This is a genomic window from Sphingopyxis sp. NJF-3 (genome assembly GCF_053514865.1).
The window spans coordinates 2,827,189-2,839,521 of record NZ_CM130726.1; the positions used below are offsets into that span (position 1 = coordinate 2,827,189).

Annotated in this window: 14 protein-coding genes; 7 read left to right on the plus strand and 7 right to left on the minus strand. The window is 67.6% G+C overall.

Annotated elements, in window-relative coordinates; all coding sequences use genetic code 11:
- Positions 1 to 31: 31 nt before the first annotated feature.
- Complete coding sequence (locus ACOTSS_RS13735) at positions 32 to 1,186, minus strand: serine hydrolase domain-containing protein (RefSeq protein ID WP_448688684.1); 1,155 nt, start codon at positions 1,184 to 1,186, stop codon at positions 32 to 34.
- Between the two features lie 8 nt (positions 1,187 to 1,194).
- On the opposite strand from ACOTSS_RS13735, the gene ACOTSS_RS13740 reads away from it, so the two are divergent.
- Positions 1,195 to 1,593 carry a hypothetical protein gene (locus ACOTSS_RS13740; protein WP_448688685.1) on the plus strand — a complete coding sequence of 133 codons (399 nt, stop codon included), beginning with the start codon at positions 1,195 to 1,197 and terminating at the stop codon, positions 1,591 to 1,593.
- A gap of 389 nt (positions 1,594 to 1,982) precedes the next feature.
- On the opposite strand, the gene ACOTSS_RS13745 is transcribed toward ACOTSS_RS13740, so the two are convergent.
- The 6 genes from ACOTSS_RS13745 to ACOTSS_RS13770 all read right to left on the minus strand — a co-directional run bounded on the left by ACOTSS_RS13745 (position 1,983) and on the right by ACOTSS_RS13770 (position 6,408).
- Entirely contained in the window at positions 1,983 to 2,228 is a 246-nt protein-coding gene (locus tag ACOTSS_RS13745) for a hypothetical protein (RefSeq protein WP_448688686.1), read from the minus strand.
- Between the two features lies 1 nt (position 2,229).
- Positions 2,230 to 3,474, minus strand: a complete 1,245-nt coding sequence (locus ACOTSS_RS13750) for a low temperature requirement protein A (protein ID WP_448688687.1) — start codon at positions 3,472 to 3,474, stop codon at positions 2,230 to 2,232.
- A gap of 20 nt (positions 3,475 to 3,494) precedes the next feature.
- Positions 3,495 to 4,430, minus strand: coding sequence for an alpha/beta fold hydrolase (locus ACOTSS_RS13755; protein ID WP_448688688.1), 936 nt, complete (start codon positions 4,428 to 4,430; stop codon positions 3,495 to 3,497).
- A gap of 421 nt (positions 4,431 to 4,851) precedes the next feature.
- A complete protein-coding gene (locus ACOTSS_RS13760) occupies positions 4,852 to 5,736 on the minus strand; it encodes a pirin family protein (protein ID WP_448688689.1) in 885 nt (294 codons plus the stop codon).
- Between the two features lie 25 nt (positions 5,737 to 5,761).
- The gene (locus tag ACOTSS_RS13765; RefSeq protein WP_448688690.1) at positions 5,762 to 6,118 is read right to left on the minus strand and encodes a DUF2200 domain-containing protein; all 357 of its coding nucleotides are present in this window, start codon (positions 6,116 to 6,118) and stop codon (positions 5,762 to 5,764) included.
- An 11-nt stretch (positions 6,119 to 6,129) separates the two neighbouring features.
- On the minus strand, positions 6,130 to 6,408 hold the full coding sequence (locus ACOTSS_RS13770; protein WP_255247116.1) for a BolA family protein: 279 nt from the start codon (positions 6,406 to 6,408) through the stop codon (positions 6,130 to 6,132).
- 28 nt (positions 6,409 to 6,436) lie between these two features.
- On the opposite strand from ACOTSS_RS13770, the gene ACOTSS_RS13775 reads away from it, so the two are divergent.
- From ACOTSS_RS13775 to ACOTSS_RS13800, 6 genes are all read left to right on the plus strand, one after another.
- Positions 6,437 to 7,027 carry a DnaJ domain-containing protein gene (locus tag ACOTSS_RS13775; RefSeq protein ID WP_095387094.1) on the plus strand — a complete coding sequence of 197 codons (591 nt, stop codon included), beginning with the start codon at positions 6,437 to 6,439 and terminating at the stop codon, positions 7,025 to 7,027.
- 11 nt (positions 7,028 to 7,038) lie between these two features.
- Positions 7,039 to 7,476 (plus strand): ester cyclase, encoded by a 438-nt coding sequence (locus tag ACOTSS_RS13780; protein WP_095387093.1) that lies wholly within the window; start codon positions 7,039 to 7,041, stop codon positions 7,474 to 7,476.
- Positions 7,477 to 7,675: 199 nt separating this feature from the next.
- On the plus strand, positions 7,676 to 8,665 hold the full coding sequence (cobS, locus tag ACOTSS_RS13785; protein WP_448688691.1) for a cobaltochelatase subunit CobS: 990 nt from the start codon (positions 7,676 to 7,678) through the stop codon (positions 8,663 to 8,665).
- 95 nt (positions 8,666 to 8,760) lie between these two features.
- Entirely contained in the window at positions 8,761 to 9,951 is a 1,191-nt protein-coding gene (locus tag ACOTSS_RS13790; protein WP_448688692.1) for an alpha/beta hydrolase, read from the plus strand.
- Positions 9,948 to 11,771: a cobaltochelatase subunit CobT gene (cobT, locus tag ACOTSS_RS13795; protein ID WP_448688693.1), complete on the plus strand. Its 1,824-nt coding sequence runs from the start codon at positions 9,948 to 9,950 to the stop codon at positions 11,769 to 11,771. The genes ACOTSS_RS13790 and cobT overlap by 4 nt, the downstream gene beginning before the upstream one ends.
- A gap of 120 nt (positions 11,772 to 11,891) precedes the next feature.
- Positions 11,892 to 12,323 carry a MerC domain-containing protein gene (locus tag ACOTSS_RS13800; RefSeq protein WP_255247115.1) on the plus strand — a complete coding sequence of 144 codons (432 nt, stop codon included), beginning with the start codon at positions 11,892 to 11,894 and terminating at the stop codon, positions 12,321 to 12,323.
- Positions 12,324 to 12,333 lie beyond the last annotated feature (10 nt).

The following is a 12,333-nucleotide window of genomic DNA, read 5'->3' on the forward strand; positions in this document are numbered from 1 at the left end:
CTGACGGGCCTCGCAATGACGGTTCGGCGGATCAAAGCGCGCCCTGCAGATCCGCCAGGTGGCGGCGCAGTTCGGGGAACTGGTCGTCCTTCGTTATCCCCAGCCGCACGATCGTCACGCGCTGCGACGGCGAGACGATGATATATTGGCCCTGGTGGCCGATGCAGGCGAAGAGGTCGTTGGGGCCGCGGTCGGGCCACAGCGCCGGGGTTACCCCGGCCGGGCGCGGGCGGTTGAGCCAGATGTGGCCGCCATAGCCGGCATCGTTGGGCGAAGGCGTCAGCATGAAGCGCATCCAGGTTTCGGGGAGCAGCCGCTGACCGTTCACCACCCCGTGTTTGCGCAGGAATTCGCCGAACTTCGCATAGTCACGCGCGGTCGCGTGCATGATCGAACCGCCGATCATCGTGCCGCTCGCGTCGAACTCGGGCGTCAGGCTGGTCATGCCGAGTGGCTCGGTCAGCCGGCCGGCGATGAAGTCGCGCATCGCGTCGCGCCGCGCATCGGCGCTCTTGGCGGGCGTCAGCGTGTCGGCGAGAATATCCGCAAGGATCACGCTGGTCGCCGAGCTGTAGTTGAAGAGTTCGCCCGGCCGCGCCACCGCCGGCTTCGCCTCGGCAAAGCCCGCCATGTCCTGCGCGCCGCCGCCGAACAGCATCGCCACCGTGTCGCCCGCCCAGATCGGATCGCCCTCCTCGACATGCTCGAGACCCGAGGACATGTGAAGCAGGTCCCGGAGCGTGATCGCCCCGCGCGGGTCGCCGCTGCGCTGCCACGCCGCGACCGGAGCGGGGCCATCCAGGGACAATTGCCCGTCGGAAACGAGGAAGCCGGTGAGCACCGCGGTGATGCTCTTCGCCATCGACCAGCTGATCAGCTTGCTCTGGGGGCCGAAGCCCGCGCCGTAGCGTTCGTAGATCGGCTCGCCATCGCGCAGCACGAGCAGCGCGCGCGTCTCCCCCACATCGTCCGCGTCGGTGAACAGCGCGTCGGCCTTCGCCTTGATCGCGGGATCGAGCGCGGGCAGCGGCCGCGGCGCATCGACCGGCTCGGACGGCAGCGAGGCGCCGAAGCGCGGCGCGGGCGAGGCCGGCGCCATCGCGCCCTGCCCCGCCGCCTGCGTCAGCGACCAGGCGCCGAGGAGCGCGAGCGCGGTACTTGCCAGCATGGCTTTTTTGGTGATCATGGCGCCCCGTGACTAACACCAACCCGCCCGAGCCGGCAACGCCCGAACCGACGCCGGAATCGCCCGCCGCGCAAGCGCCGCGCCGACCGAGCCGCTGGAGCGGATGCCTGCCGTGGGCGCTGATCGCCCTCGTCCTGCTCGCGGCCCTGCTGATCTGGAAATTCCCGTCGTTCAAGGCGCAGGCCGAATTGGGATCGGCTTATGCCGCGCGCGTCGGCTGCTCATGCCGCTATGTCGAGGGCCGCAGCCTCGAAAGCTGCCAGACCGACTTCGAGCCCGGCATGGAGATGGTGTCGGTCAGCGAAGATCCCGAGACCAAAACGATCACCGGCAGCGTCCCGCTGCTCGCCTCGCGCAGCGCGCGCTATGCCGGCGCGAGCGGCTGCCTGCTGTCGCCCGCCGATTAGACAGGGTTTATTAGGTGGCGATTATTTCGATTGCACACACAAGCGAAGACGTCGGTTTCGGGGTGGGAAGCGGCCACCCATTCAACTTCGTCATCCCGGACTTGATCCGGGATCCATTGGCTCAAGCGCTGCGTGAATGGATCCCGGATCAAGTCCGGGATGACGAGTAAAATAACGTCGCCCACCCGCCGTCAGTGGACACCCCGCCCTTGTCATTCCCGCGAAAGCGGGAACCCAGTATGGGGTCAGCCGACATCTGCTCTGGGTTCCCGCTTTCGCGGGAATGACGAAATAGAATGGGGACCAGGATCTAATCGATCCCGTCCTTCGCGACGGTCAGGCGAGCGCCGACCGCTGGCTCGATTCGCTGGTGCGCGCGGGCCGCTGAGCTATCGCGCGACCCGCCGCGTCGCGAGAGCGATCGCCGCCGGCACCCCGAACACGAGCAGCCACACCACCGCCTCCTCGCCCCAGCCATAGCCGGCGGCGAGCACGCCGAAAAGCAGGTTGGCGAACGACACGGCGAGCCAGAGCCACAGGAACAGCCGCGTCGCGCGCGCAGCATCGCGGATCGTCAGGCGCAGCCCGATCAGCAGCGCGAGTCCGATCGCCAGCATGATGGCGGTGTGCGACATATCAACCCTCCCTCTGCACGCCGGGGTCGGCGCCGAACAGCCGGCCGAGCCACGGCGTCCAGCGCTGCCAGCCGCCATGGAACGATCCCCATTCCCAGATCGCGGTGAACACCAGCACGGCGAAGACCGCAAAGCCGAGCGTCAGCGGCTGCCAGTGGCCGAACCAGGCGGCGGCGCCCACGGCGAGCAGCGCCGCGCTGCCGAGCAGGTGCGAAAAGGGCGGCAGCGGCCGGTCGGTCGTCGCCTTCTTGAACGCCATATTGCCAATCAGGAACAGCAGCGTGCCGCCGATCGAGGTGGCGAGGAAAGCAGGCGAGATGGGACCGTGCGGATGCGCGAGCAGCATCTCGTCGGCGACCGCCGAGACGACGAGGCCCGCGATGATCGGGATATGCCAATAGGTATAGGCGTTGCGCGCGAGCAGCCCGGCCTGCTCGCTCGTCGCGATCACCTCGCTGCCGCGCCGCGCGCCGGTATCGAAATAGAGCCACCACAGCGCGGCGCTGCCGAGGAAACAGCAGGCGAAGGCGATCCAGTGGACGCCGTCCTGCGGCAGCGTCGCGAAGGTCGCGCCGGTGACGAGCACGCCCTCGCCGAGCGATATGATGACGAACAGCGCGCAGCGCTCGGCCATGTGCCCGCCCGCGATATCCCAGTCGGCGCCGCTCGACCGGCCGAGCCCTGGGGTCGGGAAGAAGCTGAGCGGTCCGGCATAATCGACGAGCAGGGCGGCCGCCCAGAGCAGCATCCGCGTTTCCGCCTCGACGAGGCAGCCCGCGACCCACAGCGGCAGCGACAGGAGCGCCCAGAAACTGATGCGCAGGAAATTGCGCGCGCGAGGCTGGTGCACGCCCCAACTCGCCCACACCATGTAGAGCGAGCGGCCGATCTGCATCGTGCAATAGGCGGCGGCGAACACCCAGCCGCGCGCGCCGAAGGCATAGGGAATCGCGCTCGACAGCGCGAGCCCGGCGAGCATCAGCAGGATCAGCAGCAACCGCACCTGCGCGCGGTCGGGGTCGAGCCAGTTCGCGACCCAGGTGGTATAGATCCACACCCACCAGACCGCGAAGAGCAGGATCAGCGTCTGGAGCGCGCCCGTCCAGCCCAGATGCTCGAGCAGGCCGTGCGACAATTGGGTGATCGCGAAGACGAAGACGAGGTCGAAGAAGAGCTCGATATAGGTGACCGGTGCGTGGCCGTGCGCGCTGCGCGTCCGGAACAGGTCCGCGCTCCCCTTGCCCATAAGCCGCCCCTTCGCTCGCTTCAGGCGGAGGCGGCCGTCCGTTCGAGGAAGCCGTCCATCGCCGCATTGACCGCGTCGGGCGCCTCCCACGGCACGAAATGGCCGCAGCCGGGCACCTCGACGATCGCCGCATTGGGCACGAGATCGCCGATCCCGTCAAGATTGCACGCGGGCAGCGCGACATCGTCGAGCGCCCAAATGATGAGCGTCGGGATCGCGAGCAGGGGAAAGGGCGTTGCGGGTGGCTCGGCGAAGGGCTCGTCCATCGCGGGGACGTTGGCGGGCGATGCGCGATACCAGTTGATCATCGCGCGGCAGGCGTCGCGATCGCTCCAATCGGCGAGCAGCCGGGCGATCTCGTCGGGCGGCTGGATGCCGCCGCTCGGCACGCGATCCTTGAAGGCATGGGCCAACAGGCCGGCGATGCCCTGCTCCTCGATGATCGCGTCGCTCGCCGGATCGCGGAAGACGCGGATATACTGGCTTGCGGCGCGCTGCTCGGCATTGGCGAGCAGGAGCCGCTGGAAGATCGCCGGATGCGGCGCATTGGCGATCACCGCGCGCGTCACCCGGCCCGCCCATGCAGGGTGCAGCCCGCCCGGCTGTCCGCCGAGCGCCACGCCCCAGGCGATCGCGCCACCCCAGTCGTGGCCGACGATGGAGAAGTTCCCGACCTCCAGCGCATCAGCCAGCGCGAAAATGTCGGCGATCAGCTTGTCGGGCGTGTAGGATTCGGCATCCTGCGGCTTCGACGAGCCGCGATAGCCGCGCTGGTCGGGCGCGATGCAGCGGAAACGGGTCGCGAAATGCGGAAGCTGGTGCCGCCAGGTGCGGTGCGATTCGGGAAAACCGTGGAGGAAGATCAACGCCGGCGCGTCCTTCGGCCCCATGTCGACGACGTCGAGTTCGACCCCCGTGGAAAGCGCCACCCGCCGCTGCTCGAAATCGCCCGTCATCATTCGCTCCCTTTGGTTTCAATTCGAAACGAAGGTGGCGGGGAATGGCGCGGCTGGCAAGTCTGCTTTGGGGTGGGTTTGAGCCATTCCCCTCCCTAGAAGGGAGGGGAGAAGGTATGACCACAATCGGTCGTTTCCGACATTCGTCATCCCGGACTTGATCCGGGATCCCGCTTTTTGAGGTATCGACTGGCTTGGGCATCAAGCGGGACCCCGGATCAAGTCCGGGATGACGATGAAAGACAGGCGCAGGCTCCGGTGGGTGGTCCATCTGGTGATCCCCGGCGAAGGCCGGGGTCCAGAGCGCGACCAGCCAGCATCGGTTTCTGACGCCCTGGACCCCGGTTTCGCCGGGGATCACGTCGCATGTGACCGCTGCCGGCCGATTGCGGACCGGACTACCCGAACGTCAGCCCACCCCTCAAGGATAGCTCACCGTCTTGGGCACTTCGGGGAGCGGGATATATTCGTCGCTGTCGCCCGGGATCAGGCCGAACGCGCCCTCCTTCCAGTCGTGTTTCGCCTGGTTGATCCGCTCGCGCGACGAGCTCACGAAGTTCCACCACACATGGCGCGGGGTCGTGAAGGCCTCGCCGCCGAGCAGCATCACGCGCGCATCGGTGGTCGCGCGCAGGGTCATCGCCTGACCGGGTTTCAGGATATAGAGGCTGTAGCGGTCGAGCGCCTCGCCATCGAGGCTCGCGTCGCCGAGCGCCACGAGCACCGCGCGCTCGTCGGCCTCGGCTTCGATCGGGACCGACGCGCCCGCGTTCATCAATATGTCGGCATAGATGGTCGCGCTATGCTGGGTGATCGGCGAGGTCGCGCCCCACAGGCTGCCCATGATGACGCGCGCCGACACGCCCGCATCCTCGACCAGCGGCAGGTCCTCCTTGGCGACATGCTCGAACGCGGGCGCGATCTCCTCCTTGCCGTCGGGCAGCGCGAGCCAGGTCTGCATCCCCGAGATCGCCGACCCCGCGCTCCGCTCGGCGGCGGGGGTGCGTTCCGAATGCGCGATACCGCGGCCCGCGGTCATCAGATTGCACGCGCCGGGCCGGATCGTCGCATAGGTGCCGAGCGTGTCGCGATGGTCGATCGCGCCCTCGAACAGATAGGTGACGGTCGCAAGGTTGATGTGCGGGTGCGGGCGCACGTCCATTCCCTTGCCGATGTCGAAATGGGCCGGGCCGAACTGGTCGACGAAGATGAAGGGGCCGACCATCGTGCGGTCCTTGTTGGGCAGGGTCCGCCGCACGTCGAAGGCGCCGATGTCGTGGGTCGAGGGGGTGATGACGGTATACATTCGGCCGTTCCTTTCGGGTCGGGAGCTATTCGGGGCGCCGCAGGATCTTCTCCATCTTCTTTCCCCTGGCGAGTTCGTCGATCAGCTTGTCGAGATAGCGGATTTCGCGCATCAGCGGCTCTTCGATATCCTCGACGCGGACGCCGCAGACGACGCCCTTGATCAGGCTGCGCGCGCCGTTCATCGCGGGCGCGGCGCCATAAAAGCCTTCGAGGTCGGTCCTGGCCGCGATCTGATCCTCGAGCTGCTTCTGGCTATATCCGGTCAGCCAGCGGATGATCTCGTCGACCTCGGCCCTGGTGCGCCCCTTGCGCTCCGCCTTGGCGACATAGTGCGGATAGACGCTCGCGAAACTATATCGATAGACCCGGTCGCCGGCCATGGCCGATCCTCCTATTCGCCCGGCGCGATCGCCCGAATCGCGAGCGCGTGGACGCGCTGGCCCGGCAGATCGCCGAGCGCCTTGTTCACCGCGCGCTGGCGCGCGACACGCGACTGCCCGGCGAAGCCCGCCCACAGGATCGACAGGCTGAAGTGCGATTCGCCGCTGCCGTCGTCGCCGGCATGGCCGTGATGCTTCGCGCTGTCGTTGCTGAGGGTGAAATCCGCATCGGGAAAAGCGGCGGAAAGCAGCCCTTCCATCTCGCGTTGCACTGGACCTTTTTCGCTCATGCCCCCATGTTGGGGAGGAAAGAACAGCATGACAAGCCCCCGATCCAATCGTTTCCACGGCCGCGTTCCGCGCGAAGCCGCTTGCGCCGTTCCGGGTTGCCGCGAGCCCGGCGAGTTTCGCGCGCCCCTATCGTCGCACCGCTCGCCCGACGGGCCGCCGCCTTACCGCTGGCTTTGCCTCGACCATGTTCGCGAGTTCAACAGCGGCTATAATTTCTTCGAGGGCATGAATGCCGACCAGATCATGGCCGCGCAGTCGCCGACCGCGGGCTGGGAAACCGAAAGCCGCGCCTTTCGCGCCGCGGGCAGCGCCGACCTGCCGCCGCGCTGGGCCGATTTCAAGGATCCGATGGATGCGCTCGGCGCCCGGTTCCGCCAGCGGATGGACGAGGCGCGCCGCGAGGCGGCCGATCCGCGCTTCACCCGCGAGGAGCATCGCGCGCTGCAGTTGATGGCGCTCGCCCCCGACGCCGACCGCGCCGCGCTCCGCCGCCGCTACAGCGAACTCGTCCGCAAATATCACCCCGACCGCAACGGCGGCGACCGCAGTCACGAAACGCGGCTCGGCGAAGTGGTTGCGGCCTATCAGCTTTTGAGGAAGAGCCGGGTTTTCGCATAGGGAGAGGGACAATGAACGATCTCGACGAAAGGCGTATCGAAACCGTCCGCCGCCACATGGCGCTCGAGATCACGCACGATTGGGACGGCGTCCTCGCGACCTTCGAGCACCCACGCTACGAACTGCTCGGCCCCGGCACCGTTTTCGACGGAGAGGCGGCGGTGCGGTCCTATTTCGCCTCGTCGCGCGAGCCCTTTCCCGACCAGGCGAACGAGGTGATCGCGATCGCCGCCGATGCCGCGACCGATACGGTCCTCGTCGAATTCTGGCTGACCGGCACGCACCTCGGGCCGCTCCGGCTCGGCCTGCGCACGATCGAGCCGACCGGCAAGGCGTTCCGCATCCGCATGGCGGCAAGCTTCGAATTCGCTTCCGGCAGCGACAAGATCGTCTGCGAGCGCCCCTATTACGACCAGGCGGCGGTGATGAAGGCGCTCGGCATCTTCTGAATAAGGCGTTGCAAGCCGCAACCCATGACGATACCGCGCTCGGACGGTCGGCGGAAACGCGCCGACTCCTCTTCCCGTCACCCTGAACTTGTTTCAGGGTCCATGGCCCGACCTTATCCGCCGTCACGGCGCCAAACGAGAGTGAAGGCCATGGATGCTGAAACAAGTTCAGCATGACGAAAATGAATGGACGCCAACGATGACCGATATCCCGAACAGCCTCCCCGACCATCACGGCTCGACGCTCATCGCCGCGCCCGATACCGAGGTCGATGCGCGCGAAATATTCGGGGTCGACATCGACATGAAGGTTCCCGCATTCAGCGAGGCCGACGAGCGCGTTCCCGACCTCGACCCCGCCTATGTCTTCGACGGCGACACGACGCTCGCCATCCTCGCGGGCTTCAAGTTCAATCGCCGCGTCATGGTGCAGGGCTATCACGGCACCGGCAAGTCGACGCATATCGAACAGGTCGCGGCACGGCTCAAATGGCCGTGCATCCGCGTCAACCTCGACGCGCACATCAGCCGCATCGACCTTGTCGGCCGCGACGCGATCGTGCTGCGCGACGGCCAGCAGGTCACCGAATTCCGCGAAGGCCTGCTCCCCTGGGCGCTGCAGACCCCGACCGCGCTCGTCTTCGACGAATATGACGCGGGGCGCCCCGACGTGATGTTCGTGATCCAGCGCGTGCTGGAGGCCGAGGGCAAGCTGACGTTGCTCGACCAGAACCGCGTGATCCGCCCGAACCCGCATTTCCGCCTTTTCTCGACCGCGAACACCGTCGGGCTCGGCGACACGAGCGGCCTCTATCACGGCACGCAGCAGATCAACCAGGGCCAGATGGACCGCTGGAACATCGTCGTGACGCTGAACTATCTGCCCGCGGCGACCGAGAGCGCGATCATCCTCGCCAAGGTGCCCGGCACCGACGACGCGACGGTCGCCAATATGGTCAAGGTCGCGGATCTGACCCGCCAGGGTTTCATCAACGGCGACATCTCGACCGTGATGTCGCCCCGCACCGTGATCAGCTGGGCGCAGAACGCCGCGATCTTCAACAACCTCGGCTTCGCCTTCCGCCTGTCGTTCCTCAACAAGTGCGACGAGGCCGAGCGGATGATCGTCGCCGAATATTATCAGCGCGTGTTCGGAGAGGACCTGCCCGAAGGCGTCATCGGCAAGTGAGGCCGGCGCGCCCTCTCTCCCTCCCCCTCGATGGGGGAGGCAGCGAGACTTTGGCGCTTGCGCGTTAGTCGCAGCGGAGAGGGTGACGGCGCGGCATGAAGCGGCATTCGATATGGATGGCGATCGTCGCCGCCCTCACCCTCGCCGGCTGCATCACGCCGGTCGATTATGGCGACGTCCGCCACGCCGACTATGTTGCCGACGCGCGCTGCACGCCGCGCGCCGGAGCGCCGGTCGATGGTGCGGCGATGCCGCTCTTCTTCGTCACCAGCCGGCTTCCCGATTGCCGGACGGCCGACATCGCGCTGCTCGGCCATCGCGGCGACCGGGTGCGCTATGGGCGCTTCGCGGCGCCGCGCGACGAGGAAGTGGGCGGCAAGACGCGATTCCATACCCCGCTCGCGCTGCAGGAGCCCGGCGACTGGTGGCGCGCGCTGCAGGCCGAGACCGACCGGCGGCAGGGCCGCGTTCTCCTTTATGTCCATGGCTATCGCGAGAGTTTCGAGACGACGACGAAGGACACGGCGCAGATCGCGCGAATGACCGGCTTCGACGGACCGGTGATCGCCTATAGCTGGCCGTCGCAGCACCGCGTCCTCGGCTATGCGGTCGACGAGACCAACATGTACCACGACGTCCGCAATTTCCGCGAGTTCCTGAAAGCGCTCGCCGAGCAGCCGTGGGTCAGGGAGGTGGTGATCGTCTCGCACTCGCTCGGCGCGCGGCTCGTCGTCCCCGCGATCGCCTATGTCGACCGCGCCGCACCGAGCGCCGACAGCCGCAACATCTCCAACATCATCCTCGCCTCGCCCGACATCGACCGTGAGAGTTTCGAGCGCGACGTCGCCGACGGTGTCCTGACCCCCGCGAAGGTCGCGCGAAGCCGGCATATCACCGTCTACGCCTCGCTCCGCGACAAGGCGCTCGCCGCCTCGCGCGCGCTGCACGGCTATCCGCGGCTCGGTTCGCCCTATTGCTTCGATCCGTTCGAGGCGGCCGAGCTGAAAGCGAAGGGCCGCCCCGAACGCTGCTATCCCGCCGCGATCCCCGGCCTGACCGTGATCGACACCACCGACGTCTCGCGCGGGTCGACCGGGCACAGCAATTTCCTGCGCAGCGCGGTCGTCTGCCGCGATTTCGTCGACGTCGTCGCGGGCAAGCGGACGCGGCCCGAGCGCGCGCCGACGCATCTGGGTCACGTCTTCCGCTTGCTTCCGGACCCGGCAGCGCCCAAGGAACGCGACGACATCCTCTGCAACCGAACCCCCGACGCCGCGACGCCATGACCAACCCCTCCCCCCTCGACGACCTGAAGACTGCGCTGTCGAGCGTCGCGCGCGCGGTGACGCGCGATCCCGAGGTCGAGGTCGGCTTCACCGCCGACGCGCCGGCGCAGATCGGCAAGGCGATCAAGGTGCCGACCCCGTCGCGCACCCTGCCCGCCGACCAGGTCGCCGAGGCGCGCGGCTTCGCCGACGCCTATGCGCTGCGCATGAAGCATCACAGCGAGAAGCTGCACGCCGCGGCGCGCCCCGCCGAGCCGCTCGCCGCCGCCGCCTTCGACGCGATGGAGCGCGCGCGGGTCGAGGCGCTCGGCGCGCGCCATATGGCAGGGATGCGGGGCAATCTGGCGGCGAGCCTCGCGATGCGGATGCGGTCGGACCCGATCAGCCGCGCGCAGACCAGGGAAGATGTCCCGATTTCGAGCGCGCTCGAACTGATGCTGCGCGAGGCGCTGACCGGCGACCAGGCGCCGCAGGGCACCGAGACCGGCCTGTCGCTGGTGCGCGAATGGATCGCCAAGGAAGCGGGCGGCGACCTGACCGCGCTGTCGATGCTGCTCGACGATCAGGCGGCGTTCGCCGAGACCGCGAAGCTCGCGCTCCGCCACCTCGACCTCATCCATGGCGACGAGCCGATGGAGGAAGGCGCCGAGGACGGCGGCGAGGAGAATGAAACCGAGGCCGAGGAGAGCCAGGAGGAACAGGAGAGCGAGGACGGCGGCAGCGGCGAAAGCCAAGTCGACGCGCGCGCCGAGATGGCGGGCGATCAGGCCGACGACGGCGACACCGATCCGAACGCCGAGGAAATGGAAGCCGACGGCGAACCCGAAATGGGCGGCGAAGGCGACGAGGGCATGCTGCCCGTGCGCCCGAACCGCCTGCCGACCGACGTTCCCGATTTCAACTATATCCGCTTCACCGAAAAGCATGACGAGATCGTCGCCGCGACCGAGCTCTGCGATGCCGACGAACTGACGCGGCTGCGCGCCTATCTCGACCAGCAGATGACGCATCTGCAGGGCGCGGTGACCAAGCTCGCGAACCGCCTCCAGCGCCGGTTGATGGCGCAGCAGAACCGCGCGTGGGACTTCGACCAGGAGGAAGGCCAGCTCGACGCCGCCCGCCTCGCGCGCGTCGTCGTCTCGCCCGGCCATTCGCTGAGCTACAAGATCGAGCGCGACACCGATTTCCGCGACACCGTCGTCACGCTGCTGATCGACAATTCGGGGTCGATGCGCGGGCGGCCGATCAGCATCGCCGCGATCAGCGCCGACATCCTCGCGCGCACGCTCGAACGCTGCGGGGTGAAGACCGAGATTCTGGGCTTCACCACCCGGACGTGGAAGGGCGGGCAGAGCCGCGAGGACTGGCTCGCCGCGGGCCGCCCGCCGCACCCCGGCCGCCTCAACGACCTCAGGCACATCATCTACAAGCCCGCCGACGAGCCCTATCGCCGCGCGCGCCGCTCGCTGGGGCTGATGATGCGCGAGGGGCTGCTCAAGGAGAATATCGACGGCGAGGCGCTGATGTGGGCGCACAGCCGCATCGTGAACCGCCCCGAGGAACGCCGTATCCTGATGGTGATTTCGGACGGCGCGCCGGTCGACGACAGCACGCTGTCGGTCAACCACGGCGCCTATCTCGACCAGCATCTGCGGCAGGTGATCGAATGGATCGAGAATCGCTCGCCGGTCGAGCTCTGTGCGATCGGCATCGGGCACGACGTCACGCGCTACTACAGCCGCGCGGTGACGATCATGGATGCCGAGCAACTGGGCGGCACGATGGTCGAGCAGCTCGCGGGATTGTTCGACATCGACTGAGTCGCCCCATCGCGGGGTGACGGGCGCTTTGGGCGTCCGGCAAAATCTTGCGATGTGATGTTGTAACCTTTGTCATGTTATGCCATATCAGGCATCGCAATTGCCCCAACGGAGAATCGGGTGACCGACGTCGCCAGCCTTGCCCCTGTTCGCACGCGCCTCGGCGCGATCGTTCGGGCTGCGCGCGATTCGCGGCCGCTGACCTCGCTTTCGGGCGACCAGCTCGCGGTGGGGCTGTCGGGGCTGTGCCTCGTCCATTGCCTCGCCACCACCATCTTCTTCGCCTCGATCGCCTCGGTCAGCGGGGTGCTGGAAAATCACCTGTTCCACGAGGTCGGGCTGGTCATCGCGATCGGCTTCGCGCTGGTGACACTTGTCGCCGGGGTGCTCAGCCACGGTTACATGATGCCCTTCGCGGTCGGCAGCTTCGGGCTCGGCATGATGGCGGGCGCGCTGTCGCGGCCACACGACGGCAGCGAAGTGCTCGCGACGATGATCGGCGTCGCGGTGGTCGCGCTCGGCCACGACCTCAACCGGCGCGCGACGCACTGACGCGCCGCGC

What these genes read in the sequence shown, in the direction of transcription:
- ACOTSS_RS13735 (WP_448688684.1), bottom strand. Translation starts at nt 1,186, where the DNA reads ATGATCACCAAAAAAGCCATGCTGGCAAGTACCGCGCTCGCGCTCCTC.
- ACOTSS_RS13745 (WP_448688686.1), bottom strand. Translation starts at nt 2,228, where the DNA reads ATGTCGCACACCGCCATCATGCTGGCGATCGGACTCGCGCTGCTGATC.
- ACOTSS_RS13750 (WP_448688687.1), bottom strand. Translation starts at nt 3,474, where the DNA reads ATGGGCAAGGGGAGCGCGGACCTGTTCCGGACGCGCAGCGCGCACGGC.
- ACOTSS_RS13755 (WP_448688688.1), bottom strand. Translation starts at nt 4,430, where the DNA reads ATGACGGGCGATTTCGAGCAGCGGCGGGTGGCGCTTTCCACGGGGGTC.
- ACOTSS_RS13760 (WP_448688689.1), bottom strand. Translation starts at nt 5,736, where the DNA reads ATGTATACCGTCATCACCCCCTCGACCCACGACATCGGCGCCTTCGAC.
- ACOTSS_RS13765 (WP_448688690.1), bottom strand. Translation starts at nt 6,118, where the DNA reads ATGGCCGGCGACCGGGTCTATCGATATAGTTTCGCGAGCGTCTATCCG.
- ACOTSS_RS13770 (WP_255247116.1), bottom strand. Translation starts at nt 6,408, where the DNA reads ATGAGCGAAAAAGGTCCAGTGCAACGCGAGATGGAAGGGCTGCTTTCC.
- ACOTSS_RS13775 (WP_095387094.1), top strand. Translation starts at nt 6,437, where the DNA reads ATGACAAGCCCCCGATCCAATCGTTTCCACGGCCGCGTTCCGCGCGAA.
- ACOTSS_RS13780 (WP_095387093.1), top strand. Translation starts at nt 7,039, where the DNA reads ATGAACGATCTCGACGAAAGGCGTATCGAAACCGTCCGCCGCCACATG.
- cobS (WP_448688691.1), top strand. Translation starts at nt 7,676, where the DNA reads ATGACCGATATCCCGAACAGCCTCCCCGACCATCACGGCTCGACGCTC.
- ACOTSS_RS13790 (WP_448688692.1), top strand. Translation starts at nt 8,761, where the DNA reads ATGAAGCGGCATTCGATATGGATGGCGATCGTCGCCGCCCTCACCCTC.
- cobT (WP_448688693.1), top strand. Translation starts at nt 9,948, where the DNA reads ATGACCAACCCCTCCCCCCTCGACGACCTGAAGACTGCGCTGTCGAGC.